Genomic DNA, 24,753 nt, shown 5'->3' with positions numbered 1-24,753 from the left:
CGGGCGCGTGCTTAAATTATGGCTTCTTGAAACCGTACTTGGCGAGAATGGCTTGCGCCGGTGCCGTTTGCAGGTAGCTGACGAAGCGCTTCGCTTCGGCGGCATTGCTGCTGCCCTTGATGGTGGCAATCGGGTACAGCACGGGCGCCTCCAACGGCACGTCCATTACCACGTTCACTTTATCCTTCATGATGGCCGCGTCGGTGGCGTAGACAAAGCCTGCATCGACTTCGCCGCGCGCCACGTAGTCGAGCGACTGGCGCACGTTCTGCGTGCCGATGGCTTTAGTCTGCACGGCTTGCCACAGATTCGCCTTTTTCAGCGCGCCTTCCGAATAGCGGCCAACGGGCACGCTGGCCGGGTTGGCGATGGCCACGCGGGTCACGCCCTTGTGCGTCAGGTCGCTCAAGCTCTTGATGCCCAGCTTGCTGTCGTGCGGCACGATCAGCACCAGGCTGTTGCCGACGAAGTCCATGCGGTCCGCCGGCAGCACCAGGCCCTGCTTTTGCGCCGCATCCATGGTTTCCTGATCGGCCGAGGCAAATACGTCCACGGGCGCGCCCTTGACGATCTGCTGCAGCAGCACGCCCGAGGCGGCAAAGTTCAGGGACACCTTGCTGCCCGGATACTGCGCCTCATAGCCTTGCGCCGCATCCTTGAACGCATTCGTCAGGCTGGCCGCGGCCGACACCACCACTTCGCCGGCAAAAGCGGAGGTGGTGGCGGTAGCGAGAAGAGCGGTGCCAAGCAGGCGGGCGGGCGAGGTGAGACGCATGATCGTATCCTTGTAAGTGAACGGTGAACAAGGAGCGTAATATACACCGATATACAGCGTTCTGCCATGGCACAAGTCAAGCCAGCACAAAGTGCATTCCCTGATATACTGTATATAAACACAGTATATTGAGGCACCCCATGGAACTGACGGACAAGCTGGAAATCCTGGCCGACGCGGCCAAGTACGACGCGTCCTGCGCCAGCAGCGGGGCGCCCAAACGCGATTCCATCGGCAAGGACGGCTTTGGCGCCACCTCCGGCATGGGCATCTGCCACAGCTACACGCCGGACGGGCGCTGCGTTTCGCTGCTGAAAGTGCTGCTGACCAATTACTGCCTGTACGATTGCCAGTACTGCGTCAACCGCCGTAGCTCGAACGTGCCGCGCGCGCGGTTTACGGTGGCCGAGGTGGTCAAGCTGACGAGCGACTTTTACCTGCGCAACTATATCGACGGCCTGTTCCTCAGCTCCGGCATCATCCAGTCGGCCGACTACACGATGGAGCAGCTGGTGCAGGTGGCGCGCGAGTTGCGCGAGGTACACCAGTTCCGCGGCTATATCCATCTGAAAACCATCCCCGACGCCGATCCGGCCCTGATCGCGCAGGCGGGCCGCTATGCCGACCGGCTCAGCGTCAATATCGAACTGCCGACGCAAGACAGCGTGCAAAAGCTGGCGCCGGAAAAAAGCGTGCATACGATTAAACTGGCAATGGGCGCCATCCGCCGCAAGCTCGATGAGAAAGCGGAAGAACCGCGCTCGCCGCGCTTCGCGCCGGCCGGGCAAAGCACGCAAATGATCGTCGGCGCCGACGCCAGCGACGACCAGCAAATTCTCTCCACTGCCGAGACCTTGTACGGCAGCTACAAGCTCAAGCGCGTCTACTACTCGGCTTTCAGCCCGATCCCCGACAGCCCGAAAAGCGTGCCGCTCGCGCCGCCCCCGATGCTGCGCGAACACCGGCTGTATCAAGCCGATTTCCTGCTGCGCAGCTATGGTTTCCAGGCCAGCGAACTGCTGCCCGCCACGGGCGGCAATCTGGCGCTCGATATCGATCCCAAGCTGGCCTGGGCGCTGGCGCACCGCGAACATTTTCCGCTGGACTTGAACCGTGCGGCGCAGCACATGATCGCCCGCGTGCCCGGCATCGGCCTGCGCAACGCGCAGCGCATCGTCGACCTGCGCCGGCTGCGGCAAGTGCGCTACGCCGACTTGTCGCGCCTGCGCTGCAGCATGAAGAAAATCGCCCCCTTCATCATCACGGCCGACTACTTTCCCGCGCGCGATACCACCGCCTCCGAACACCTGCGCCGCGCCATGGCGGAAGCGCCGCAGCAGATGAATTTATGGCCGGAGCTGCAGGTCGCATGAGTACAGTGGTGCGGCTGGCGCAGTCGTTCGACGAGTGGCGCGCGGCCGCACGTGAACTGATCGCGCGCGGCGTGCCGCCTGCCGACGTGGCCTGGCAATCGCAACCCGGCGATGGCGACCTGTTTTCCTCCACGCCGGAGGCAACGGATAACAGCGCTCCGCTGCTGCGCCTGCCCCGTCCCCTGGTCGAATTGCTGGAAGGCGCCGCCTGTTTCAACGTGCATGACCGCTGGGCATTCTTATATCAAGTGCTCTGGCGCTGGCAGCTGGGCCAGCACGACGTGATGTCGTCTGCCGATACGGACGGCGCGCGCCTGCACGCGATGGCCAAGGCCGTGCGCCGCGAGGAGCACGACATGCATGCGTATGTACGCTTCCGCGAACGCAGCGAGGCCGAGGGCGCCCCCCGCTTCGTTGCCTGGTTCGAACCCACGCACGACGTGCTGCCGCAAGTGGCGCGCCACTTCGCGCGCCGCATGGGATCTACCAGCTGGATGATCGCCACGCCCCAAGCCAGCATGCTGTGGGATGGCGCATCCTTGCATGCGGGACCGGCGCTGCTGCGCGGCGCTGCCGATATCGACGATGCCGGTGAAGCCCTGTGGCTGACCTACTACCGCAGCATCTTCAATCCCGCGCGCGTGAATGCGGATTTGCTGCATAGCCATATCCCCTCGCGTTTCTGGAAAAATCTGCCGGAAGGCGCCATCGTGCCTGCCATGCTCAGCGGCGCCGCCAACGGCGAACGGCGCACGGGCCAGACGGCCAGCGTAGGCCAGCGCAGCGGCGCCACCATGATCCCGATTGCCGCCGGGCGCGCCCAGCCAGCGCGCGAACTGCCCACCACCTTGGACCAGTGCCGCCGCTGCGAGCTGTGGCAGCACGCCACGCAAGCCGTGCCCGGCGTCGGGCCGCTACAGGCGCGCATCATGCTCGTCGGCGAACAACCGGGCGACCAGGAAGACCTGGCGGGCTTGCCGTTCGTTGGCCCGGCTGGCGCGCTGCTGGACCAGGCGATTCACGATGCGGGCATGGCGCGCGACAGCATCTATCTGACCAACGCCGTCAAGCATTTCAAGTGGGAACCACGCGGCAAGCGCCGCTTGCACAAGACACCCGCGCAACGCGAAATCCTCGCCTGCCATGGCTGGCTGGAAGAAGAGATCGAGCGTGTCAAACCAGAGGTGATCGTGGCGCTGGGCAGCACGGCGTTAAAGTCCGTTCTGCAAGATGGCTCAGCCACCATGACGCCGCTGGTCGGCACGCCCATCGAGCACGACGGACGCTGGGTGGTGACCGTATATCACCCGTCGTATGTGCTGCGCGCGCCGGACGAGGCGACCCGGCGGCAGGCGTATGCGGTGATAGTCGACGGCTTGAACCAGGCGATGCGGCTACTACAAGGCCAGGATCACAGCGTCGACGCTGGCACTTCCTGCCCCTCGTCACGCCGCGCGTAGCGCTGCGCAATCACGGCGCAGATCATCAGCTGAATCTGGTGGAACAGCATCAGCGGCAGGATCACCATGCCCAGCGAATGGGTGGCAAACAGCACCTTGGCCATGGGTACGCCGCTGGCCAGGCTTTTCTTCGAGCCGCAGAAGACGATGGCGATCTCGTCTTCCTTGGAAAAACCGAGGCGGCGGCTGATGAACGTCATCAGGCCCAGGACCAGCGCCAGCAGCAAGATGCTGAACAGGCCCAGCGCTACCAGGGTTTCCACCGAGATCGTATGCCACAGGCCTTCGCTGACGGCTTCGCTGAAGGCCGTGTAGACCACCAGCAAGATCGAACCCTGGTCGACGAATTTCAGCATGGCCTTGTGGCGGTCGACCCAGCGGCCTATCCAGCGGCGAAGGAACTGGCCAGCCAAAAACGGCAGCAGCAGCTGCATGACGATGGAGAGCACCGCATCGACCGACGACTTGCTTTCCGCGCCCTTGGCCACCAGCAAGCCCACGAGGATGGGGGCAAGGAAGATGCCGATGAAGTTCGAGGCCGAGGCGCTGCAGATGGCGGCTGGCACATTGCCGCGCGCCATGGCCGTCAAGGCGATCGACGACTGCACAGTCGACGGCAGCGCGCACAGGAACAAAATGCCCACATATAAATCGGGCGTGAGAAACGTCAGCGCCAGCGGGCGCAGGGCCAGGCCCAGCAGTGGAAACAGGATGAAGGTGCTGGCCAGCACCAGCAAGTGCAGCCGCCAGTGCATGACGCCGGCCACCACGGCTTCGCGCGACAGCTTGGCGCCATGCAAGAAAAACAGGGCGCCGATGGCGACGGTGGTGACGTGGCCGAAGACCACGGCCGTCTGGCCCGTGCAGGGCAGGAACGTGGCCAGCGCCACGGTGACGAGCAGGGCGATGGTGAAATTATCGGGTTTCAGATTGCGCAACAGGGCAGCGGGAGAGAAGGAAGACATGCGGTAGCCTGGTAGCGGCGCAGCCTTGCAACACTGTGCCGGGGATGACAAACAGCGCCGGGAGCGGCGCCAGTGCTGGCTATTCTACCTGTATTATCGAGCTCCTTGCCTGGCGGCATGGGCATCGCTGCCCGGCAAAAACTCTGCGGGCAAAAAAAATGCCCTGTCCGCAGACAGGGCAACCCGGAGTAAAGTACAGCGCGAGGGATTAACCGGCGGCTTTGACTTTCAGCTCGTTCTTGATTTCTTTCACGCCGCTCACGGAGGCGACGATCTGCACGACCCGGTCACCCGCTTCGGCGCTCGGTACATCGCCCGACAGGACGACGACACCTTGCTGGGTTGCTACCTTGACTGGCAGGGTAGCGGCTTGTGCATCGGCGCTCAGGGCGGCCTTGGCCGAGGAAGTGATGGTTTCATCAGGGACGGCAGCGGCGGCGTTGGCGGCCACGACAGTCTTAGCAGGAGCTTGTGCTTTTGTTGCGGAGTCAGCTGCATGCGAAGCGGTGATCGAGGCGCCCGACAGTACGATAGCGGCGACCAGGGTATTGAACAGTTTCGATGTTTGCATGGTAGTTCCTCTCAATGAAGTTAAAAGCTTCTTACTTGGATAAAGCAACACGTTGAAGCGTCACATCTACCCATACAGCAAGCACCGTGCCAGCTTTTAAATTTCATTCAAAATCAAAGGCTTACAGTAAAATTCGATTTTTTCAGCCCGTTTCAGCCGGATCTGGCCCGAAAATCGGGGCTTTTTGTCGCCTGACGACGACAGCCTGTGGCAAGATCATCAATATTTATTCGTAAGCCTCTGATTATTCACGCTTTATTTTTGTCGTTAATCAGCGACAGGGTCGCCATCCGTGCGGAACAGGGCCGGAGTCAGCTCGTATTTCTGTAATAAACGGTAGAACTCCGTGCGGTTGCGGTCGGCCAGGCGCGCCGCATCGGCCACGTTGCCGTCCGTCAGGCGCAGCAATTGAATCAGGTAGTCGCGCTCGAAACGCTGCTTGGCTTCGTTGTAGCTGAGCGCTTCCAGCGATGGCACGCGCAAGGCCCGTTGCACCAGGGACAAGGGCACCAGCGGCGCCGTGGCCAGCGCGCACACTTGCTCGACCACATTGACCAGCTGGCGCACGTTGCCGGGCCATGGCGCGGCCACCAGGGCCGTCAAGGCATCGGGGGCGAAGCCGTTCAGGGGCTTCTGGTACTTGGCCGCCAGTTTCTGCAGGAAATGGTTCGCCAGCAGGGAGATGTCTTCGCGGCGCTCGGCCAGCGGCGGCAGGGTCAAGGTCACCACGTTCAGGCGGTAATACAAGTCTTCGCGAAATTGCCCATCCGCCATGGCCACGTCCAGGTCACGGTGCGTGGCCGACAGGAGACGCACATCGACCGGACGCGTCTGGTCGGCACCCACGGGGCGCACGGCCCGCTCCTGCAGCACGCGCAGCAATTTGACCTGCAGCGGCAGCGGCATGTCGCCGATCTCATCTAAAAACAGGGTGCCGCCATCGGCCGCCAGGAACAGGCCTTCGCGGTTGCCGACGGCGCCCGTAAACGAGCCTTTTACATGGCCGAACAGTTCCGATTCCAGCAGCTGCTCGGGAATGGCGCCGCAGTTGACGGCGATGAACGGCGCCTTGGCGCGGCGACTGGCATTGTGCAGGGCGCGCGCCAGCAACTCCTTGCCCGTGCCGCTGGGACCGCGGATCAGGATGCTGGCATCGGACCCGGCCACCAGCTTGGCTTCGGCCAGCAGCTCGGCCATCTGCGAACTACGGCTGATCAGCTCGGCGCGCCAGCTCTCGTCGCCGGACGCAGGCGCCGGCATGACGGTCGACAAGTTAATGGCATACGCCACCTTTTCCATGAGCAGCTTGCCATCGAACGGTTTCGTCAGATACGCAAACGCGCCGCGCGCCGTGGCTTCGACGGCGTCGGGGATAGTGCCGTGGGCGGTGAGCAAAATGACGGGCAGGGCCGCATGCTGGCGGCGGATTTCATCGAACAGGGCCAGGCCGTCGCGGCCCGGCAATTGCACATCGGTAATGACCAGGGCCGGCAATTCCACCGCCAGGCGCGCCAGCGCCGCTTCCGCGCTGCCCACGGCCGTGACGCGATAGTTGCCCGCTTTCAAGCGGATGGTCAGCAGGCGCAGCAGGTCGGGATCGTCGTCGACCAATAAAATGTGGGCCTGCTCGCTCATTTCGGCGCTCCCGCGGCAGGGCGCACGGACAGGCTGCGTTCGATGTTTTTCAACGCCTCGAGTTTTTCATTGAGCTGCTCGATGCGGCGCTGGGCATCGCGCAGCTGGCCATTGAGCTTGTCGATGCTCTCTTCCTGGCGGCGCAGCTCTGCGTACTGGCTGCTGAGCAATTGCACCAGCGGCGCCAGCAGTTGCGCGTCCTTGCCCGTGGCCGTGGCTAGCGGTTCCAGCAAGGCTTGCGCGCGGGCCAGGTCGCCGGCACCGCGCACGGTCGCTTGCAGCATGGCACGGCGGATGGTGTTGTGCGGCGCGTGATCGGCCTTCGCCAGGTCCAGCTGCGCCTTCACCAGTTCCGACGGCGTCATCAGGCGCACGGCGCTTTGATACGCCAGCAGTTCCGTGAGCTGGGGATCGGCCACCACCACCACGCGCGGCGGCGTTTGCACCAGCACGGGAGTCTGGGTGGAAGGCTTGGCGGCGCATGCGCCCAACAGCAGCGCGCAGGTGGCCATGCCGGCCAGGGAGGTTCTCGTCATCATATGGGCAGTTCTATCCGAAAATGCGCGCCAGCCTGGCGCGGTAAAAGAGTGACGCTGCCATCGTGGGCGGCAATATATTCGCGCACGATGGACAGGCCGATGCCATTGCCGTTGCGCGCGCCGGCCACCTGGCGCACGCCTTGGTAAAACGGCTCGAAGATGCGCTCGGCATCCTCGGGCGCCACACCAGCGCCCTCGTCGATGCAGTCGATGCACACGCGGCCGCCTTCGCTGGACAAGCTGAACCGCACGATGCCGCCTTCCGGGCTGAAGCGCACTGCATTCGACAGCAGGTTGGCCAGGGCGGTGGCCAGCTTGTCGCGGTCGGCCTGCACGATCAGGGACACGCCCTGCACCTCGACCGTCAGGCGGCGCGCCAGCCATTGCAGGCGCTGCCCGGCCACCACATCTTGCAGCAAGACCAGCAAGTCCACCTTGCTATGCGCCAGGTGCTGGGCGTCAAAGGCGGCAGTATTGTAGCGCAGCAAGTCTTCTATCTGATTTTGCAACGAGGCCGTGTTTTGCTGCAGGATGCCGGCGATTTCGCGCTGGCCATCGCTGAGCTTGCCGGCCACTTCATCTTCCAGCAAGGCCACGCCTTCGCGCAGGGCCGCCAGCGGCGTCTTCAATTCGTGCGAGATGTGGCGCAGAAAACGTTCTTTGTCGGCATCGAGGTCCGCCAGGCGCTGGCGCAGCCAGTCGAGCTGCTGGCCCAGGCGGCGCGTGTCGGCCGGGCCACCGACGACGATGCGCTGGTCATAGCGCTTTTCGCCCAGGCGCTCGATGGCCGTCTCGATGCGGCGCAGCGGGCGCGACAATAGAAAGCCGAAGCAGGTGGCCAGCACGGCCGCCAGCAGCACGGCGCCGCCCACCAGCATGCCCAGCACGCGGCGCTGGCGTTCCAGCTCGGCCAGCAGGGCGTCGTTGCGGCTGCCGATTTCCGTCTTGCTTTCGCGCGCCAGGCTGTCATTGATCTGCGTCATGCGGGCAAACGCGCGGTAGACGACAGCGTGGCCATCACGCTTGCGGCGTTTACCGGCCTGCAACACTTCCCAGGCCGACTGCGCTTGCACCTTCCATTCGTCGGCCAGCTGGGGCGCGAACTCGGGCGTGGCGCGGTTCAGCACTTGCAGCGCCGCCGTTGCTTCATCGCGGGCCGCCGCGTAGCGCTCGCGGAACACGGGATCATCGAGCACGAGAAACTGGCGCGCGCTGCGCTCCATGGCCAGCGTGCGCTCGGACAAGCGCTGCGACTGTTCCGTCAGGGTAATCGCCTGCGCCGCCGTCTCGCGCCCCAGGCGCGCCAGGTGCTCCAGGGTCAGCAAGGCTTGTACGGAGGTGGCCGTCAAAATACCCGTCGTCAAAATGAAGGCGGCAAATAACAGTTGGCGAAAGGACAGTCTGGACAAGGTAAGCGCCTTCGGTTCAGTCAGCAAGGGGGAAAAGGCGCATGGTACGCTAAGCTTTCATTCAGAGACGCCACCCACCCAGGAATGATCAATTTTGCAACACTGCCGCTTTTCCGGCGGTCAGCAAGGCCCCGGCGGCGGCGCACGAATACTCCTAGTACAATAGGGAAAACTTGATACAGGCATCAAAGTGACACCCGCCCTGGCGGCCAGCCCTGGCATTACGCCACTTTGCCCCAACATGTGATGCAGCCCCACCGACTATCCGTTTCACCTACCGAAGAAATCCCATACCGCATGAGCACATTTGAAAAAGTCAGCAGCAACTTCATTCCAGTCTTGCAGGCAACCATCGAGCAATATGTCGAGCCGGCAACGGGCATGCGCCATATCCACATGCATACCGAGCAGGCTGAAATGGTGTTCCTGGTGGCCTTTCCCACTGTGCCGGAAGTGAGCGACGGGCGCGCCCACATCCTCGAACACCTGGCACTGTGCGGCTCGTCCCGCTACCCGGTGCGCGACCCCTTCTTCTCGATGCTGCGCCGCTCGACGGCCACCTTCATGAATGCGATGACCTATCCGGACCGCACCGTGTACCCGTTCGCCAGCACCGACCGCAAGGATTTCTTCAACCTGCTGGACGTCTACCTCGATGCCGCCTTCTTCCCGAACCTCGATTACCTGAATTTCCGCCAGGAAGGCTGGCGCCACGCATTCGAAGGCGACAAGCTTGTGTACCAGGGCATCGTCTTCAATGAAATGAAGGGCGCATTCAACAGCCCCATGCGCGCACTCGACAGCGGCATCGCCAGCGCCTTGCTCAAGGGCACGACGTATGAAGTGGAATCGGGCGGCGATCCGCTGAATATTCCCGAGCTGACGCATGCCATGCTGAAAGAATTCCACGCCAGCCACTACCATCCTTCGCAAGCCGTGATCATGACTGCCGGCAATATCGAAGCGTCGGCCGTGCAGGAACAAGTCGCCGAACGCGTGCTGTCCAAGCTCAGCGGTTTCTCCGAACGCCGCTTGCCGCAACTGGCACCCGCGTGGACCGCGCCGCAGGAAAACATCGTCAAAATTCCTTCGCAGGAAGCGCGCGACGATGAATTCGGCCTGCAATTTGCCTGGCTGATGGGCGAATCGAGCGACCCTATCGCCTATTACCACGCGCATCTGCTGTCGCACGGTTTGCTGGGTGAGTCGTCAGCGCCCGTCATGCGCGCCATGGAATCGGCCGGCTATGGCCGCCCATCGGACATGAATGGCCGCGACGCGGGCATCCGCCAGATGGTGTTCCACATTGGCATGGAAGGTTTGACCCAGGAACAGATCGCCGATGCGCACCAGCGCATCTGGACGGCCCTGGAAGAAACAGCGGAAGAGGGCATACCCGCCGCCGTACTGCACGCGGCCTTGCGCGACATCAAATACAGCCAGCGCGAAATCAGCAGCGGCCGCATGCCTTACGGCCTGGGCCGCTTGCTGCACGCCTTGCCGCTGGCCATGTATGGCGGCGACGTGATGGACGCCTTCGACAATGCGGCCATCCTGGAAACCCTGGAACAGCAGATCGAAGACCCGGAATTCTTCAAGCAACTGGTGCGCGAGCTGATCGCCAATCCGACCCGTTTGACCACGCACGTGGTACCCGACAGCGCCTACTTCACGGACCGCGCCGCGCAGGAAGACGCCAAGCTGGCGGCCCTGCAAGCGCGCCTGACGGACGCCGAACGCGAACATATCGTGGCCGAGTCCGCCGCCCTGGAAGCGCATCAGCAACTGCCATCGAATTCCGAAGTCTTGCCGCGCATCCGCCCTGGCGACGTCAGCGCCTCGCCGCGCCCGGCCCTGCCGATTCCGCCCGCCGTCGATGGCGCCGTGGCGTTTTCCATTGCCTCGAACGGCATCAGCTATGCCAACGTGCTGTACGACGTGTCGAACTTGCCGGAAGCATCGTGGCCCTGGTTGCGTTTGTACACGGACCTGGCGCCGGAACTGGGCGTGGGCGACATGTCGTTCGACGACGCTAGCGCCTGGCGCCAGAGCATGGTGCCTTCGTTCCACATCGGCCTGGAAGCCATTCCCCGCCCACACCAAGCGATGCGCGTGGAACTGTCGTTCTCGGCCAGCGGCTTGCGCGAGGAACATGCGGCGATTGCCGCCGTGCTGTCGGCCTGGATCGCCAAGCCCCGCTTCGATGAAGAAGAGCGCCTGGCCTTCCTGATCGAAAGCCTGGTGCAAGACAAATTGAGCAGCCTGGCCGAATCGGGCAACCGCTACGCCATGCTGGCCTCGGCAGCACCGCTGTCGCCCACGCGCCGCTTCGACGACATCGTCGGCGGCCCGGCGGCATTGCCGTTCTACCGCCGTTTGCAGCAACTGAGCAAGATCTCGGCAGGCTTGCAGGAAATCGCCCGCGAACTCGACACCCTGCACGCGCACATCATCGCCCAGGCGCCAACCGTGCTGTGCGCGGGCCTGGAGCAGGATGGCATCGCCCTGGCCCGTTTGCTGGAATTGCCAGCGGCCAGCGTCGACACCGCTGTCCCTGCGGACACGGAAATGCCAGCGCCAGCAGCATTACCGCTGGCCAACACGGCCCTGCATGCGACGAGCCAGATCAACCATTGCTTCGTTTCGTGGGCCGTGCCCGGCGTGCACAATCCGGACGCCTCGGCCCTGGCTGTCGCCGCCGAACTGATGACCAACCAGGTGCTGCATACGGCCCTGCGCGAAAAAGGCGGCGCATATGGCGGCAGCGCCAGCTATGCGGCCGGCGCCGGCACGTTTACCCTGAGTTCCTACCGCGATCCGCGCCTGGCCGGCACGTTTGCCGACTTCGGCACGACCCTGGATCAAATCCTCGACGGCGATTTCTCGCAAGAGCAAGTGGAAGAGGCCATCATCTGCGTCATCAAGGGCCTGGACAAGCCGCACTCGCCGTACGCGGAAGCGCTCACAGCGTGGAACATGCAGCAGCGGGGCACGACAGAAGCCGTGCGCCAGCAATTCCGCAGCGGCGTGCTCAATTGCACCCTGGCGCAGATCAAGGACGTGACACGCACCTGGCTGAAAAACGGCCAACCGAGCCGCGCCGCGTTTGCGGGCAACACGACGCAAGACCTGGCCGGGCTGGAAGTGGTCGATTTATTGGCGCTGGCCAGCTAAGGCGTGGGCATAACAAGTGTTTTGACTTGGCTGTTGCAACGCCTGACAAAACCGTAGCGAGCGGCAGTGATTTGTGGCCGAGAAGCGCAACCGTACTCTGTACGGGGGCGCCGAGCCGGTGAGCATCGCCGGCCGCAAAGCACGACGCGCAGTAGGTTTGGTCAGGCGTTTCCAGGTACGGCGTTCGGCTCCATGAACATCAACTCCCATTGATGACCATCGGGATCCTGGAAACTGTGGCCGTACATGAAGCCGAAATCGATCGGCTCCTTGTAGATGCTGCCGCCCGCCTGGACGGCCTTCGCCACCAGGTCATCGACTTCGCCGCGGCTCTCGGCCGACAAACACACGAGCACTTCCGTCGCCACCTTGGTATCGCACAGCTGCTTGGGCGTGAATTGCTTGAATTTGTCGTGCGTCAACAGCATCACGAAAATGTCGTCGGTGACGATCATGCACGTCGCCGTTTCATCCGTGAAATGGGCATTGAAACTGAAGCCCAGCGCCGTGAAAAAGGCCACGGAACGCTCGAGCGACTGGACGGGCAGATTGACAAAGATTTTGCGGGCCATCATGTCTCCTTGAGTTGAGATGAAAAATGCTGCCCGCCGATTCTACACCGGCTTTTCAGCCCCTCGCGCGCGCCACGGTCTTGGGCGCGTAGCCGAAATGGCGGCTGAACGCGGCGCTGAAATTGGCCGGGTGACGGTAGCCCGTTTGCCAGCCCGCCTGCGCCACCTGGCAACCATTTTCCAATAACAACTTTGCCCGCTGCATGCGCAGCGCCAGCAAGGTGCGCTGGGGACTGTCGTTGTAGCGGTAGCGCCATCCCTGCTTGAACTTGAACAAACTCAGCCCCACTTGCGCGCACAGGTAATCGAGCGTGAGTGCCTGCGCCATCTGCTCCTGCATCAGCGCATACGCGCGCTCCAGTTTGACAATGTCGGCCTCGGACCAGCGCGGCGCGGACGCGGGCGCTGGCCGCAGTATCCGCAGCTGTTCCGCCAGCAGGCTGAGCACGCCGATATGCACGGCCAGCGGGTCCGTCGCGCGCAGCAGCGACCGAGCGTGCAGGGCGGAGGCTGCCGTGGTGGCGGCATGCGCCAGCTGGCGCGCGCCGCCGTTGGGCAGCAGGGAAGTCAAGCCCGCCGGCCAGTAGCGCGCCAGCGCATCTTCGTCGACCAGCACGCGCAATTGCGCCGCCTTTTGATTCGCCTCAAAACGGCGCTCGCCGCTCGTATGGCGAAACGCCGTCACTGTCGTATGGCCGCCCCGGAAACGCAATTGTTCGCCATCGCGCGTGGTGTAGCCGGACGCGCCTTCCAGGCCGATGGTGATGACCATGCCGCCCGCATCGTCATGCTTCGATTGCTCGACAAGCGCGAGCCGCGGACGGTAATCGGAATGCACGAGCAGCAAGCCCTGGTCGACCTGCCTCTGGTCGGCGCGGCACTCGCCGATCCCGGGGTCCAGCTGGCGCCGCGTCCAGCCTGCCGCTTCCCTGTCCTGTTCCCTCATCGCTCCTCCCTGTCCTGGCGCACCGTCGCGCATACGAAATGCACCGTGTCGCATACAAATGCAAATGATAATTATTCTCATTGTTGCATAAAATAGCGTTCATGCACACCTCAATGCCCACCTCGCCGAAAGGAAGCACCATGACGTTCACATCGCAACACACTTTGCAGCCCTACTGGGACCTGGCCGTTGCGCCCGTCCAGGCAGATGGGCTGGCCGCCGCCCTGGAACTGGGCGTTTTCGAGGTACTGGCCACGCCGCACACGCCGGCACAGCTGGCCGCAGCCCTGTCTCTGCATGCGCCGCACACGGCCCTGCTGATGGAATTACTCTGGAGCATGCAGGTGCTGGAACGCGATGCGACCGATGACGAGACACAGCGCTACCGCTGCACAGCCGCCACCTTGCAGTACTTCTGCCGCAACTCTGTTTCTTATTGCGGCGACGCCTGGCTATACCGGCTGCATGCGCTGCGCCATTTCGCCACGCAGTTAGCTACCCTCGTGCGCGACGGCGGCAAAGCGGCGCCATACAACACGGCAAATGCGGTCAACTGGGCCGTTGCCGCGCAGCAGCAGATCGGCCAGGAACAACGCGCCGTCACCATGCGCGCGGCCCTGTCCGTGATGCAGCGCATTGCCCCATTTGCGGACGGCAACACGCCGCTGCGCCTGCTCGACCTGGGCGGCGGGCCGGGCTGGGTTGCCATGGCGCTGGCGCAAGCCCATGCGGGCTTGCACGGCTGCGTTTTCGACTGGCCGGAAACGGTGGCCGTGGCAGCCGCGAACATCGCCCACGCGCAACTATCTGACCGCCTGGAAACCTTGGGTGGCGACCTGGACAGCGACGAGATCGGCAGCGATTACGATCTGATCTGGTGCTCCTCCGTGCTGCATTTCGTGCCCGACATGGCAGCGGCCTTGCGCAAGATCCATGCGGCACTGAAACCCGGTGGCGTGTTCGTCTGCGTGCAGGCAGAAATCGCGTCAACGCCCTTTGATGCCGCGCGCGTGCTGCCGTATTACTTGCCGATGCGCATGCTGGGCCGGACGGTGACACGGCAGGGTGAACTGGCGCAACTGTTGCGCGACACGGGCTGGCGGCAAGTGGAACAATACAGCGCCAGCGATTTCCCCATGGCGCCCGTACAAGTGCTGATTGCGCGTAGCTAACGATTATCATTTAATAATTATCATTTTTATAGTGGATGGCAACACAAATGCGCTAAGCTATACCTGCAGCGTGGCCGCTGCCTGACGTGGCTCGCCAGCATTGATCGATGTCATCCGCAGCACTCCGCTGCCTCCACAGGGAATTCATCATGAGTCAAACAATTGCAGGGAAAGTCGTCGTCATCACCGGTGCCAGCAGCGGCCTGGGCGAAGCCACCGCGCGCCACCTGGCCGCACTGGGCGCCTTTGTCGTGCTCGGTGCGCGGCGCATGGATTTGCTCAATACCATCGCCGAGGAAATCACGGCCGCCGGCGGCCAGGCCGCCATTGCCGATACCGACGTCACGGTGCCTGCCGACGTCAAGAATCTGATCGATACGGCGCTGGCCGTATTCGGCAAGGTCGACGTGCTGATCAACAACGCGGGGCTGATGGCCATCGCACCGATGAGCGCCTTGAAGGTCGATGAGTGGAACAAGATGATCGATATCAACATCAAAGGCGTGTTGAATGGCATCGCCGCCGTCCTGCCATATTTCCAGGCGCAAAATAGCGGCCACTTCATCAACATCTCGTCGGTGGCAGGACAAAAAGTCTTCAGTCCGGGCGGCACCGTCTACAGCGGCACCAAGTTTGCCGTCAGCGCCATTTCGGAAGGCTTGCGCCATGAACTGGCCGCCAGCGGCGGCACCATCCGCACCACCACCATCCTGCCGGGCGCCATCGACACGGAATTGACGGGCGGCAGCAGCCACGCGGAAAGCGCGGCCGGCCTGAAAGAGTTTTACAAGCAAGCCATCCCCGCCGACGCCGTGGCACGCGCCGTGGCGTATGCGATCGGGCAGCCGGACAACGTGAGCATCAATGAAATCGTGCTGCGTCCCACGGTGCAGGAGTTTTAAGCCACATCTTGCTGCAGCGCCTCGATGATCAGGCTAGCGAGCCGCTCGACGGGCGGCCTGGACACGCTGGAGGCGCGCAGCAGTTCCAGCGACAACGGGGGCAGGGCGGGCAAGCCCGCCGCCACGTGATCCAGCGCGCACACGGAAGAAGGCAAGCCCAGGCTGGTGCGTACCGTTACGCCCAGCCCGGCTGCGGCCGCTGCCCACAACCCTGCCAGGCTGGGACTGGTAAACGCCGTGCGCCAGGCGATGCCGGCCCCATCGAGCGCCTGCGTGGCGCAGCGCTGGAACAGGCAATCGCGGTCGAACGTAATGAGCGGCAAGGGCTCGCCCGATTCGGGACGCCAGGCCAGGCTGGATGAGGCGATCCAGCGCATGGACGGTTCGGCAATATGCTGGCGCTGCTGCAGCGGATACTCGGCCACGTCGGCGCTGCAGGCGCCACCCCACAGCAGGGCCAGGTCCAGCTGGCCCATGGACAGGCCTTGCATCAAGGCCGTGTTGCGCGCCACGTGCGCCTCGATGCGCACTTTCGGATGCGCGCGGGCAAAGCGCCCCAGCACGTCGGGCAGCAAGGCTTCGCCAAAATCCTCCTGCAAGCCGAGCCTGATCCAGCCTTCCAGTTCCGCGCCGCGCAGGGCGACGGCCGCCTCGTCATTGAGTTCCAGCAAGCGGCGCGCATAGCCAAGCAGCACTTCGCCGGCCGGCGTCAGCGCCAGCCCCCGTCCATCCTTGCGGAACAGGGGCATGCCCGCCTGTTCCTCAAGTTTTTTCAACTGCGCGCTGACGGCCGAGGTGGAGCGGCCCACTTTGTCCGCCGCGCGGGCAAAGCTGCCCAGGTCGATGCCAGCCACATAGCTGCGCAGGAAGGCGATGTCGAAATTCAGCAGGCTCATGGCATCAATGCAATCGTCCGGTTTTATGGGATTGTTTATCGTAAATTATCTGATATTCAGAATGATCGTAGCGCGCAACACTGTCAGGGTCAACCACTTTCCTGTCCCTGCCATGACCACCAGCTGCCCTGCCGTTTCCCTTCCTGTCACTCCGCCCGCGCTCGGCGATGCCCACCGCTGGAAAGTGCTGGCCGTGGGCGTGGCGGCCAACGCCAGCTTTTCTGCCGCCGCCAACGGCATGCCCACGACGGCCATCTGGCTACGCAGCGGCTATCACCTGAGCAATACAGAACTGGGCGTGGCGCTGGGCGCCATGGGCCTGGGGGTGGCCCTGACCGAATTGCCATGGGGCATGGCCACCGACCGCTGGGGCGACCGCCCCGTGCTGCTGACGGGCTTGCTTGGCACCATGCTGGCCTTGCTGGCCCTGCTGCTGTGGATTACGCCCGCTGGGGGCACGGTGCCGCCGTTATGGGCACTGGCGGCGGGGCTGGCATTGGTCGGCGTGCTGGGCGGCAGCGTGAACGGCGCCAGCGGCCGCGCCGTGATGCGCTGGTTCGGCACGGGCGAAAGGGGGTTCGCCATGAGCATCCGCCAGACGGCCGTGCCGCTGGGCGGCGGCCTCGGCGCCCTCATCCTGCCCAGCCTGGCATCGCGCTACGGCTTCATGCCCGTGTTTGGCGCCCTGGCCCTCGTATGCGGCCTGTCGGCGTTTTTTACGTGGCGCTGGATGCATGAGCCCGATTTCTCTGCCGAGGCCGCCACGGGCCCGCACAACGCGTCCATGGGCCAGATTGGGGTCAAGCCGCCACCGTCCTTGCAAGGTCCACTCAAAAACCGCAAAGTCTGGCGCTTGGTGGCGGCCATCGGCTTGCTGTGCGTGCCCCAGTTTGCCGTGCTCAGCTACGCCACCGTGTTCCTGCACGACCATGGCCACCTGGGCCTGGCTGCCATCACGGCCGTGATGGTGGCCCTGCAGGCGGGCGCCATGGTGATGCGCATCTGGAGCGGACGCCACACGGACCGCCACGCCAACCGGCCCGCCTACCTGCGCGGCTCGTCCCTGGTGGCGCTGGCCTCGTTCGTCTTGTTGGGATGCATCGCCTGGACGGATGCGCCGGGCTGGCTGTTGATGGCCGCCGTGGTGGCCGCCGGCATCGCCGTATCCGCCTGGCATGGCGTGGCCTACACGGAGCTGGCCACGGAAGCGGGCGGCGCCAATGCGGGTACGGCCTTGGGCATGGCGAATACGGCCGTCTACGTGGGCCTGTTCCTCACGCCGATGGCCATCCCGCACCTGCTGGCGGCCAGCAGCTGGCCCGTCGTTTGGTGGCTGGCAGGGCTGGTGGCGCTGTGCACGTGGCCCCTGTTTCCCAGGGCTCAGGGCAGCGGCGAAATCCGGTAGATGCACCGCATGGCATTCGTCAGCAAATGCTGCTCGCGCACGATGCTCGCGCCCGGCCCCACCACTTCCTGGAACAGCTGCAGTTCGGAGCGGCAAAAGCCCTGGCAGGTGCGCGCAGCGGCGCAGATGGGGCAGTGGTCTTCGATCAGCAGCCAGTCAGTCCCGTCCGCTTCTACGCGCGCCATATAACCCTCTTCATCGCGCACGGCCGCCAGTTGCTGCAATCGCGTGGGCAAGTCCGGTGCCGAGCACGCCAATGCATACGCGCTGCGGCTTTCCTCTTCGCGCTGGGTGATGAGTTTATCCAGCCCCGCTTCGCCGAACAGCTGGCGCACCGAACCGATCAGCTTGATCGTCAGCTGCGCGTGCGTGTCGGGAAAGCGCGCATTGCCCGCCTCCGTCAAGACCCAGTTCTGGCGCGGCCGGCCCGCGCCCGCCTGCGCTTCCTGGCGCCCCTCGATGAGGCCAGCCGCCACCAGCTTTTGCACTTGCTGGCGCGCCGCCTCGCCCGTCATGTCCAGGGTCTTGGCCAAGGTCGCCGTGGAGACGGGTCCCTTGGTCTTGATGAAATACAGGATGCGCTCCGTCGTTTGCGGCGCCTCGCTATTATCCAAACGTTTACTTGTGTAATTCATTTCGCTCAACTATCATGGGGCCAGTTAACCAACTAATTGCTTGCATAATAGGCCGCTAGCTCTCCGCTGTCGAGGAGTTTCCACGTCCGCATGCAGGCAAGACACACTTTGGACTGGAATCCCATGCAGCTGCAGCACTCCATCTGGCTGTTTCACGCCATTCTCGCCACCGGCCTGGCCATCTGGCTGACCCTTGCCACCGTCAACAACCTGCACGCCTTCCACGGCGCCGTCTGGGCCATCGGCAACACCATGCGCATGGACCCGCTGCGCCAGGATCCGACCATCCAGACGCCGCTGCTACGCCGCGCGCTCACCTCACTGGCCTTGCACCGGCTATCGCTGGGCGTGGTACTGGCACTGCAACTGCTGGCAGCCATCGCCGCCTGGACGGGCGTGGCGCTGTTCTTTGGCGCGTCACTGGCCGATGCGCTGCCCTGGCTAAACCTGGCCTTGTGCGCCATGGCCGCCTTTTTGCTGCTGATGCACCTGGGCGGCCTGTGGTTCGGCTACTGGATCGTCCAGGAAGGCTTGCAGACGACGCACCTGGTGCTGCTGCTGTGGACCATCGGCCTGTTTGTACTCTTTAATTTTCACTTCTAATGCGCAGCGGACCTGACCAGCCTCCGCTGCGCCTCTTCTTCCCGTTGTCTTTATCCCTTTGATTGCTGTAAAGGACTTCATCATGAATACGAAACTCGTCGGTGCTTCCGCGCTGGCCATCACCCTGGCCGTCGCGGGCGCCGTGCTATACCCGCGTGCTGATTCACAAGCCGCTGCGCATGCGGCCGATGCCGCCTATCCCGCCACCAAGGTGGCGCTGGTCCCCGTCGTACTGGGCACGCAGGAGCGTTTCTTTGCGGGCGTGGGAGAACTGGAAGCGGCGCGCCAGGTGCAGGTGGCGGCCGAAACGGGCGGACGCGTCACGCAGATCCGCTTCGAATCGGGGCAGAGCGTAGCGGCCGGCGCCGTGCTGGTGCAGCTCAATGACGCCACAGAACAGGCGGCCCTGCTGCGCCAGCGCGCGCAGCTGAAAAACGCGGAAAGCAGCCATGCCCGCACGGTGCAGATGGTCAGGGAAAAGGCGGCCACGCAGGAGCAATTGGATAGCGCCCTGGCCGCGCGCGACGCGGCCTTGGGGGACGTGCGCCAGACGGAAGCGCTGATCGCGCAAAAGACCATCCGCGCGCCATTCGCAGGGCAGCTGGGCATCCGCAAGGTCCACGCGGGCCAGTACCTGAATGCGGCCGACACGGTGTCCAGTTTGATCGACACGAAGTCGCTGCTGGTGAACTTCGCCCTCGATGAGCATAGCAGCGCGAAGCTGGCGCCGGGCCAGGCCGTGCAAGTCCTGGTGGACGCCTACCCCGGCGATGTTTTTATAGCCAGGATCAACGCCATCGATCCGCTGATCGCCCGCTCACGCATGGTGCAGGTACAGGCGACGCTGACAAATCCGCGTAGCGCGCTCAAAGCGGGCATGTACGCCAATGTGCGGGTGGCGCGCGAAGCAGGCCAGCAGCTGACGGTGCCGGAAACGGCCGTGACCTACAGCGCGTACGGCGACACGGTGTTTGTGGCGCAGCAAGAGGGCAAGCAGCCGCTCACCGTCAAGCGCGTGGGCGTGAAACTGGGCGAGCGGGCTGGCGGCCGCGTGGCTATCGTTGAAGGCTTGCGCGAGGGCCAGCGCGTGGTCGCTTCAGGCCAGCTGAAACTGGCCGACGGCATGGCCGTGCAAGCGGTGGCCAATACCCTGGACGAGGCCAAGCGCGCCGCGCCCAGGTCCGGTTCTTAAGGGAAGGCTAACACCATGAAATTTACCGATCTATTCGTACGCCGCCCCGTGCTGGCGCTGGTGATCAGCACCCTGATATTGATGCTGGGCGTGATCGCCATAAAGCAGTTGCCGATCCGCCAGTATCCGATGCTCGAATCGTCCACCATCACCGTCACCACCAATTATCCGGGCGCCTCGGCGGAACTGATGCAGGGCTTTGTCACGCAGCCGATCGCCCAGGCCGTGTCGTCGGTGGAAGGAATCGATTACCTGACGTCGTCGTCGGTGCAGGGCAGCAGCACGGTGACCGTGCGCATGGAATTGAACCGCGATTCCACGCAGGCCTTGACGGAAGTCATGGCCAAGGTCAACCAGGTACGCTACAAGCTGCCCGAAGGCGCCTTCGATCCTGTCATCGAGCGCTCGGCCGGCGATTCCTCGGCCGTCGCCTACGTCGGCTTTGCCAGCGAGAGCGTGTCCGCGCCGGCGCTGACGGACTACCTGGCGCGCGTAGTGCAGCCGATGTTCGCCACCATCGACGGCGTGGCGAAAGTGGACGTGTATGGCGGCCAGCAACTGGCCATGCGTCTGTGGATCGACCCGGCCAAACTGGCGGCGCGGAGCTTGACGGCGGCCGATGTGGCCGACGCCGTGCGGCGTAACAACTACCAGGCGGCACCCGGAAAAGTGAAGGGCCAATTCGTCGTCTCGAACATCAGCGTTAACACGGATCTGACCAGCGTGGCGGAGTTTCGCGACATGGTCATCACCAAGGGCGGCGATGCAAAAGACAGCGCCGCCCTCGTGCGTTTGAAAGACGTGGGCACGGTGGAACTGGGCGCGGCCGCGACGGAGACGAGCGGCATCATGGACGGCGTGCCGGCCGTGTACCTGGGCCTGTCACCCACGCCGGGCGGCAACCCGCTGGTGATCGTCGACGGCATCAAGAAGCTGCTGCCGGAAATCCAGAAAACCCTGCCACCGGGCGTCAAAGTCGAGCTGGCGTTCGAAACAGCGCGCTTCATCCAGTCCTCCATCGACGAGGTGGCGCACACCCTGCTCGAAGCGCTTCTCATTGTCGTCATCGTGATCTACCTGTGCATGGGTTCCTTGCGCTCGGTGCTCATTCCCGTCGTGACAATTCCGTTGTCGATGCTGGGCGCGGCGGCGCTGATGCTGGCCTTCGGCTTCAGCATCAATCTGCTCACTTTGCTGGCGATGGTGCTGGCCGTGGGCCTGGTGGTCGACGACGCCATCGTGGTGGTGGAAAACGTGCACCGCCATATCGAGGAAGGCAAGACGCCCGTGGCCGCCGCCCTGGTGGGCGCGCGCGAAGTGGCTGGTCCCGTGATCGCCATGACGATCACCCTGGCGGCCGTGTACGCCCCCATCGGCATGATGGGAGGATTGACGGGCGCGCTGTTCAAGGAATTCGCGCTGACGCTGGCCGGCGCCGTGGTGGTGTCGGGCGTGGTGGCGCTCACCTTGTCGCCCGTGATGAGTTCCTTGCTGCTGCAGCCGAAACAGGCGGAAGGGCGCATGGCGCGCGCCGCCGAACACTTCTTCGAAGGCTTGACCACGCGCTATGCGCGCCTGCTGGACCGTTCCTTGCACCACCGCTGGTGGAGCGCCGGCTTCGCCGCGCTGGTGATGGTAAGTTTGCCCTTTTTGTACCTGCTGCCGCAGCGCGAACTGGCGCCGGCGGAAGACCAGGCAAGTGTCTTGACGGCCATCAAGGCGCCGCAGCACGCCAATCTCGATTACGTCGAACGCTTCTCGTACAAGCTCGATGACATCTACAAAAATATCCCCGAAACGGCGTCGCGCTGGATCATCAATGGCGGCGAAGGCCCGGCGTCCAGCATCGGCGGCATCAACCTGACGCCATGGCCCGAGCGCACGCGCAACGCGGCCGTCATCCAGGCCGAATTGCAGCACGCAGTGGGCGACGTGGAAGGCACCAGCATCTTCGCCTTCCAGCTGGCGCCCTTGCCAGGGTCGAGCGGCGGCTTGCCCGTGCAACTGGTCTTGCGCAGTGCGCAGGATTACGCCACCCTGTTCCGCACCATGGAAGACGTCAAGCAGCGCGCACGCGATAGCGGCCTGTTCGCCGTCGTCGACAGCGACCTCGATTACAACAACCCCGTTGTAAAAGTGCGCGTGGACCGTTCAAAAGCCAATAGCCTGGGCATTCGCATGCAGGACATCGGCGAATCGCTGGCCGTGCTGGTGGGCGAGAATTACCTGAACCGCTTCGGCATGGATGGCCGCGCGTATGACGTCATCGCGCAAAGCCCGCGCGAACAGCGATTGACGGCGCAAGCCCTGACGCAGCAGTACGTGCGCGCCGACGATGGCAGCCTGCTTCCCCTTTCGGCCGTCGTGTCGGTGAGCGAGCAGATCGAGCCGAACATGCTGACGCAATTCAACCAGCAAAATGCGGCCACTTTCCAGGGCGTGCCGGCGCCCGGCGTGACCCTGGGCGACGCCGTGGCCTTCCTCGACGGCGTGGCCAAGACTCTGCCACCGGGCTTCAGCTACGACTGGCAATCGGATGCGCGCCAATTCGCCACGGAAGGCAATGCGCTGCTGCTGGCCTTCCTCGCGGCCGTCATCGTGATTTACCTGGTGCTGGCAGCCCAGTATGAAAGCCTGACGGATCCCTTGATCATCCTGATCACCGTGCCCCTGTCGATCTGCGGTGCGCTGATTCCGCTGGCGCTGGGCTACGCCACCGTCAACATCTACACGCAGATCGGCCTCGTGACCCTGATCGGCTTGATCAGCAAGCACGGTATTTTGATGGTGGAATTTGCCAACGAACTGCAGGCGCATGAACAGCTGGACCGCCTCAGCGCCATCCGCAAAGCGGCGCAGATCCGCTTGCGCCCGATTCTGATGACGACGGCCGCCATGGTGGTGGGCCTGGTGCCGCTGCTGTTCGCTTCCGGCGCGGGCGCCAACAGCCGCTTCGGCCTGGGCGTGGTGATCGTGTCGGGCATGTTGATCGGCACCTTCTTCACCCTGTTCGTGCTGCCCACCGTGTACACCTTTTTGGCCCGCCGCCATACGGCCGACCATGCCACGCCAAGCGCCCGCGAGCTGTCGCAGGCGCTGAAGGAATCCATATGAAAAATTACCGCTATCTAGTTTCCCTTTTGCCCGTGCTGGCCGGCTGCGCCGTCGGTCCCGCCTACGTTACGCCGGGCACGCCGGCCATCCATCTGGCCAGCCCCCAGCAGGCACAGTTTGCGCCCGCTCAAACGGCGTCCATGAGTGCCGCCTGGTGGACGTTTTTCGATGATGCGCGCCTGTCGCAGCTGATCGCCAGCGCGCTCGAACACAACCTTGATATCGCGCAGGCGCAGGCGAATCTGCTGGCCGCACGCGCCATTTTCGACGAGCGCCGCCTCGACGAACTGCCTGCTGTCACGGGCCATGCGGACTGGCAGCGCCAAGTGCGGCAAGACACGCCCAACAGCCGCGCCGCCAGCGCCAGCACGCGCGTGGGTTTCGACGCGCAATGGGAGATCGACCTGTTCGGCCGCCTGGCGCACATGAGCCGCTCGGCGCAGGCGCGGGCCGACGCGGCGCAGGCGGACTTGCGCCAGGCGCAGCTGACGATCGCCGCCGAAGTGGCACGCAATTACTACGAGGCGCTGGGCTACCAGCAAAACCTGGCGCTGACGCAGGCGCAGGTGCACAGCTGGCGCGATACGGTGGCCCTCATCGATGCGCGCATTCGCGCCGGCAGCGGCTTGCCGGAAGAGCGCCACAACGCGCTGGCCAACCTGGCGCGCAGCGAGGCGGCCATTCCTCCCTTGCAGGCGGGCTTGCGCCAGGCGCAGTACCGGCTCGATGTCTTGAGTGGCCAGCAACCTGGCACAGACACTGCGGGCGCCATCGCGCTGGCCACGACGGCACGGCAACAGGCGCCGCTGGCGGGCCAACTGCCCTTGGGCGACGTGAACCAGTTGATCAAGCAGCGCCCCGACGTGGTGCGCGCCGAACGCCTGCTGGCCGCTTCCAGCGAGGACGTGGGGGCCGCCACGGCGGACCTGTATCCGCGCCTGAGCCTCGGTGGCTTCCTGGGATTCTTTGCGTTGCGCGGTAGCGGCGTGTTCGACGGCGGCGCGCGCGCCTTCGAGGTGGCGCCTTCCGTCAGCTATCCGGCGTTTCGCCTAGGCAGCGTGAAGGCACGCTTGCGCGGTACGCAAGCCGAGGCCCAGGGCGCGCTGGCGCACTATGAGCACGCGCTGTTGGTGGCGCAGGAAGAGGTGGAAAACGCCGTCACGCAGCTGGCGGAAAACCAGACGCGCCTGGCCTCCTTGCTGCAGTCGGCGCGCCACGGCGATGCGGCTCTCGGCATCGCCAGCACGCGCTATCAGGGTGGCTCCGGCAGCTACCAGGCGGTACTGGAAAACCAGCGCGCCTTGTTCGATATCCGGCGCGAAGCGCTGCTGGCGGAGACAGCGTCCTACATCGATGCGATTGCCCTGTACAAGGCGCTGGGATGGGGGCAAACTATGTGATCTTTTTAGCTTGGA

20 protein-coding genes are annotated in these 24,753 nt (G+C 64.1%); 10 read left to right on the top strand and 10 right to left on the bottom strand.

All coding sequences use genetic code 11. The annotated features are described in order from the left end of the window. Nucleotides 1–16 precede the first annotated feature (16 nt). Entirely contained in the window at nt 17–775 is a 759-nt protein-coding gene (gene modA, locus ACQ4WZ_RS22835) for a molybdate ABC transporter substrate-binding protein (protein ID WP_436574590.1), read from the bottom strand. A 140-nt stretch (nt 776–915) separates the two neighbouring features. Between modA and ACQ4WZ_RS22830 the strand changes: the two genes are divergently transcribed. Both ACQ4WZ_RS22830 and ACQ4WZ_RS22825 read left to right on the top strand, forming a co-directional pair. Next, nucleotides 916–2,148, top strand: a complete 1,233-nt coding sequence (locus tag ACQ4WZ_RS22830; protein ID WP_133989005.1) for a putative DNA modification/repair radical SAM protein — start codon at nt 916–918, stop codon at nt 2,146–2,148. After that, nucleotides 2,145–3,608 carry a UdgX family uracil-DNA binding protein gene (locus ACQ4WZ_RS22825; protein WP_436574589.1) on the top strand — a complete coding sequence of 488 codons (1,464 nt, stop codon included), beginning with the start codon at nt 2,145–2,147 and terminating at the stop codon, nt 3,606–3,608. The genes ACQ4WZ_RS22830 and ACQ4WZ_RS22825 overlap by 4 nt, the downstream gene beginning before the upstream one ends. On the opposite strand, the gene ACQ4WZ_RS22820 is transcribed toward ACQ4WZ_RS22825, so the two are convergent. The 5 genes from ACQ4WZ_RS22820 to ACQ4WZ_RS22800 all read right to left on the bottom strand — a co-directional run bounded on the left by ACQ4WZ_RS22820 (nt 3,560) and on the right by ACQ4WZ_RS22800 (nt 8,727). Then, nucleotides 3,560–4,573 carry a bile acid:sodium symporter family protein gene (locus ACQ4WZ_RS22820; RefSeq protein ID WP_133989003.1) on the bottom strand — a complete coding sequence of 338 codons (1,014 nt, stop codon included), beginning with the start codon at nt 4,571–4,573 and terminating at the stop codon, nt 3,560–3,562. The genes ACQ4WZ_RS22825 and ACQ4WZ_RS22820 overlap by 49 nt on opposite strands. A gap of 208 nt (nt 4,574–4,781) precedes the next feature. Next, nucleotides 4,782–5,144: a BON domain-containing protein gene (locus ACQ4WZ_RS22815; protein WP_101483314.1), complete on the bottom strand. Its 363-nt coding sequence runs from the start codon at nt 5,142–5,144 to the stop codon at nt 4,782–4,784. Between the two features lie 267 nt (nt 5,145–5,411). Then, nucleotides 5,412–6,779, bottom strand: coding sequence for a sigma 54-interacting transcriptional regulator (locus ACQ4WZ_RS22810; protein WP_436574588.1), 1,368 nt, complete (start codon nt 6,777–6,779; stop codon nt 5,412–5,414). Next, nucleotides 6,776–7,318 carry a hypothetical protein gene (locus ACQ4WZ_RS22805; protein WP_436574587.1) on the bottom strand — a complete coding sequence of 181 codons (543 nt, stop codon included), beginning with the start codon at nt 7,316–7,318 and terminating at the stop codon, nt 6,776–6,778. The genes ACQ4WZ_RS22810 and ACQ4WZ_RS22805 overlap by 4 nt, the downstream gene beginning before the upstream one ends. Further along, nucleotides 7,315–8,727: a HAMP domain-containing sensor histidine kinase gene (locus tag ACQ4WZ_RS22800; protein ID WP_436574586.1), complete on the bottom strand. Its 1,413-nt coding sequence runs from the start codon at nt 8,725–8,727 to the stop codon at nt 7,315–7,317. Before ACQ4WZ_RS22800 ends, ACQ4WZ_RS22805 begins: the two co-directional genes overlap by 4 nt. Before the next feature lie 297 nt (nt 8,728–9,024). On the opposite strand from ACQ4WZ_RS22800, the gene ACQ4WZ_RS22795 reads away from it, so the two are divergent. Further along, nucleotides 9,025–11,901 (top strand): insulinase family protein, encoded by a 2,877-nt coding sequence (locus ACQ4WZ_RS22795; RefSeq protein WP_436574585.1) that lies wholly within the window; start codon nt 9,025–9,027, stop codon nt 11,899–11,901. A gap of 161 nt (nt 11,902–12,062) precedes the next feature. On the opposite strand, the gene ACQ4WZ_RS22790 is transcribed toward ACQ4WZ_RS22795, so the two are convergent. Both ACQ4WZ_RS22790 and ACQ4WZ_RS22785 read right to left on the bottom strand, forming a co-directional pair. Next, nucleotides 12,063–12,473: a VOC family protein gene (locus ACQ4WZ_RS22790; RefSeq protein ID WP_436574614.1), complete on the bottom strand. Its 411-nt coding sequence runs from the start codon at nt 12,471–12,473 to the stop codon at nt 12,063–12,065. Nucleotides 12,474–12,528: 55 nt separating this feature from the next. Beyond that, the gene (locus ACQ4WZ_RS22785) at nt 12,529–13,419 is read right to left on the bottom strand and encodes a helix-turn-helix domain-containing protein (protein WP_101483318.1); all 891 of its coding nucleotides are present in this window, start codon (nt 13,417–13,419) and stop codon (nt 12,529–12,531) included. Between the two features lie 140 nt (nt 13,420–13,559). Between ACQ4WZ_RS22785 and ACQ4WZ_RS22780 the strand changes: the two genes are divergently transcribed. Both ACQ4WZ_RS22780 and ACQ4WZ_RS22775 read left to right on the top strand, forming a co-directional pair. Next, entirely contained in the window at nt 13,560–14,591 is a 1,032-nt protein-coding gene (locus ACQ4WZ_RS22780; RefSeq protein WP_101483319.1) for a methyltransferase domain-containing protein, read from the top strand. Nucleotides 14,592–14,740: 149 nt separating this feature from the next. Then, nucleotides 14,741–15,493, top strand: a complete 753-nt coding sequence (locus tag ACQ4WZ_RS22775; protein ID WP_101483320.1) for an SDR family oxidoreductase — start codon at nt 14,741–14,743, stop codon at nt 15,491–15,493. On the opposite strand, the gene ACQ4WZ_RS22770 is transcribed toward ACQ4WZ_RS22775, so the two are convergent. Next, nucleotides 15,490–16,389, bottom strand: coding sequence for a LysR substrate-binding domain-containing protein (locus tag ACQ4WZ_RS22770; RefSeq protein ID WP_436574584.1), 900 nt, complete (start codon nt 16,387–16,389; stop codon nt 15,490–15,492). The genes ACQ4WZ_RS22775 and ACQ4WZ_RS22770 overlap by 4 nt on opposite strands. Nucleotides 16,390–16,501: 112 nt before the next feature. Here ACQ4WZ_RS22770 and ACQ4WZ_RS22765 point away from each other — a divergent pair, with 112 nt between their 5' ends. Continuing rightward, on the top strand, nt 16,502–17,794 hold the full coding sequence (locus ACQ4WZ_RS22765) for an MFS transporter (protein WP_101484792.1): 1,293 nt from the start codon (nt 16,502–16,504) through the stop codon (nt 17,792–17,794). On the opposite strand, the gene ACQ4WZ_RS22760 is transcribed toward ACQ4WZ_RS22765, so the two are convergent. Then, nucleotides 17,770–18,429, bottom strand: a complete 660-nt coding sequence (locus tag ACQ4WZ_RS22760; RefSeq protein ID WP_436574583.1) for a helix-turn-helix transcriptional regulator — start codon at nt 18,427–18,429, stop codon at nt 17,770–17,772. The two genes, ACQ4WZ_RS22765 and ACQ4WZ_RS22760, sit on opposite strands and share 25 nt — an antisense overlap. A 123-nt stretch (nt 18,430–18,552) precedes the next feature. Here ACQ4WZ_RS22760 and ACQ4WZ_RS22755 point away from each other — a divergent pair, with 123 nt between their 5' ends. From ACQ4WZ_RS22755 to ACQ4WZ_RS22740, 4 genes are all read left to right on the top strand, one after another. Next, nucleotides 18,553–19,032: a DUF2165 family protein gene (locus ACQ4WZ_RS22755; protein WP_436574582.1), complete on the top strand. Its 480-nt coding sequence runs from the start codon at nt 18,553–18,555 to the stop codon at nt 19,030–19,032. Nucleotides 19,033–19,114: 82 nt separating this feature from the next. Beyond that, entirely contained in the window at nt 19,115–20,224 is a 1,110-nt protein-coding gene (locus ACQ4WZ_RS22750; protein ID WP_436574581.1) for an efflux RND transporter periplasmic adaptor subunit, read from the top strand. A 15-nt stretch (nt 20,225–20,239) separates the two neighbouring features. Further along, nucleotides 20,240–23,338, top strand: a complete 3,099-nt coding sequence (locus ACQ4WZ_RS22745; protein ID WP_436574580.1) for a MexW/MexI family multidrug efflux RND transporter permease subunit — start codon at nt 20,240–20,242, stop codon at nt 23,336–23,338. After that, on the top strand, nt 23,335–24,738 hold the full coding sequence (locus tag ACQ4WZ_RS22740; RefSeq protein WP_436574579.1) for an efflux transporter outer membrane subunit: 1,404 nt from the start codon (nt 23,335–23,337) through the stop codon (nt 24,736–24,738). Before ACQ4WZ_RS22745 ends, ACQ4WZ_RS22740 begins: the two co-directional genes overlap by 4 nt. The last annotated feature ends 15 nt before the right edge of the window (nt 24,739–24,753 follow it).

Origin of the sequence: Janthinobacterium darwini, assembly GCF_051380905.1 — a bacterium.
Classification (GTDB): domain Bacteria; phylum Pseudomonadota; class Gammaproteobacteria; order Burkholderiales; family Burkholderiaceae_D; genus Janthinobacterium.
This window is presented reverse-complemented; position numbering and strand designations above follow the sequence as displayed.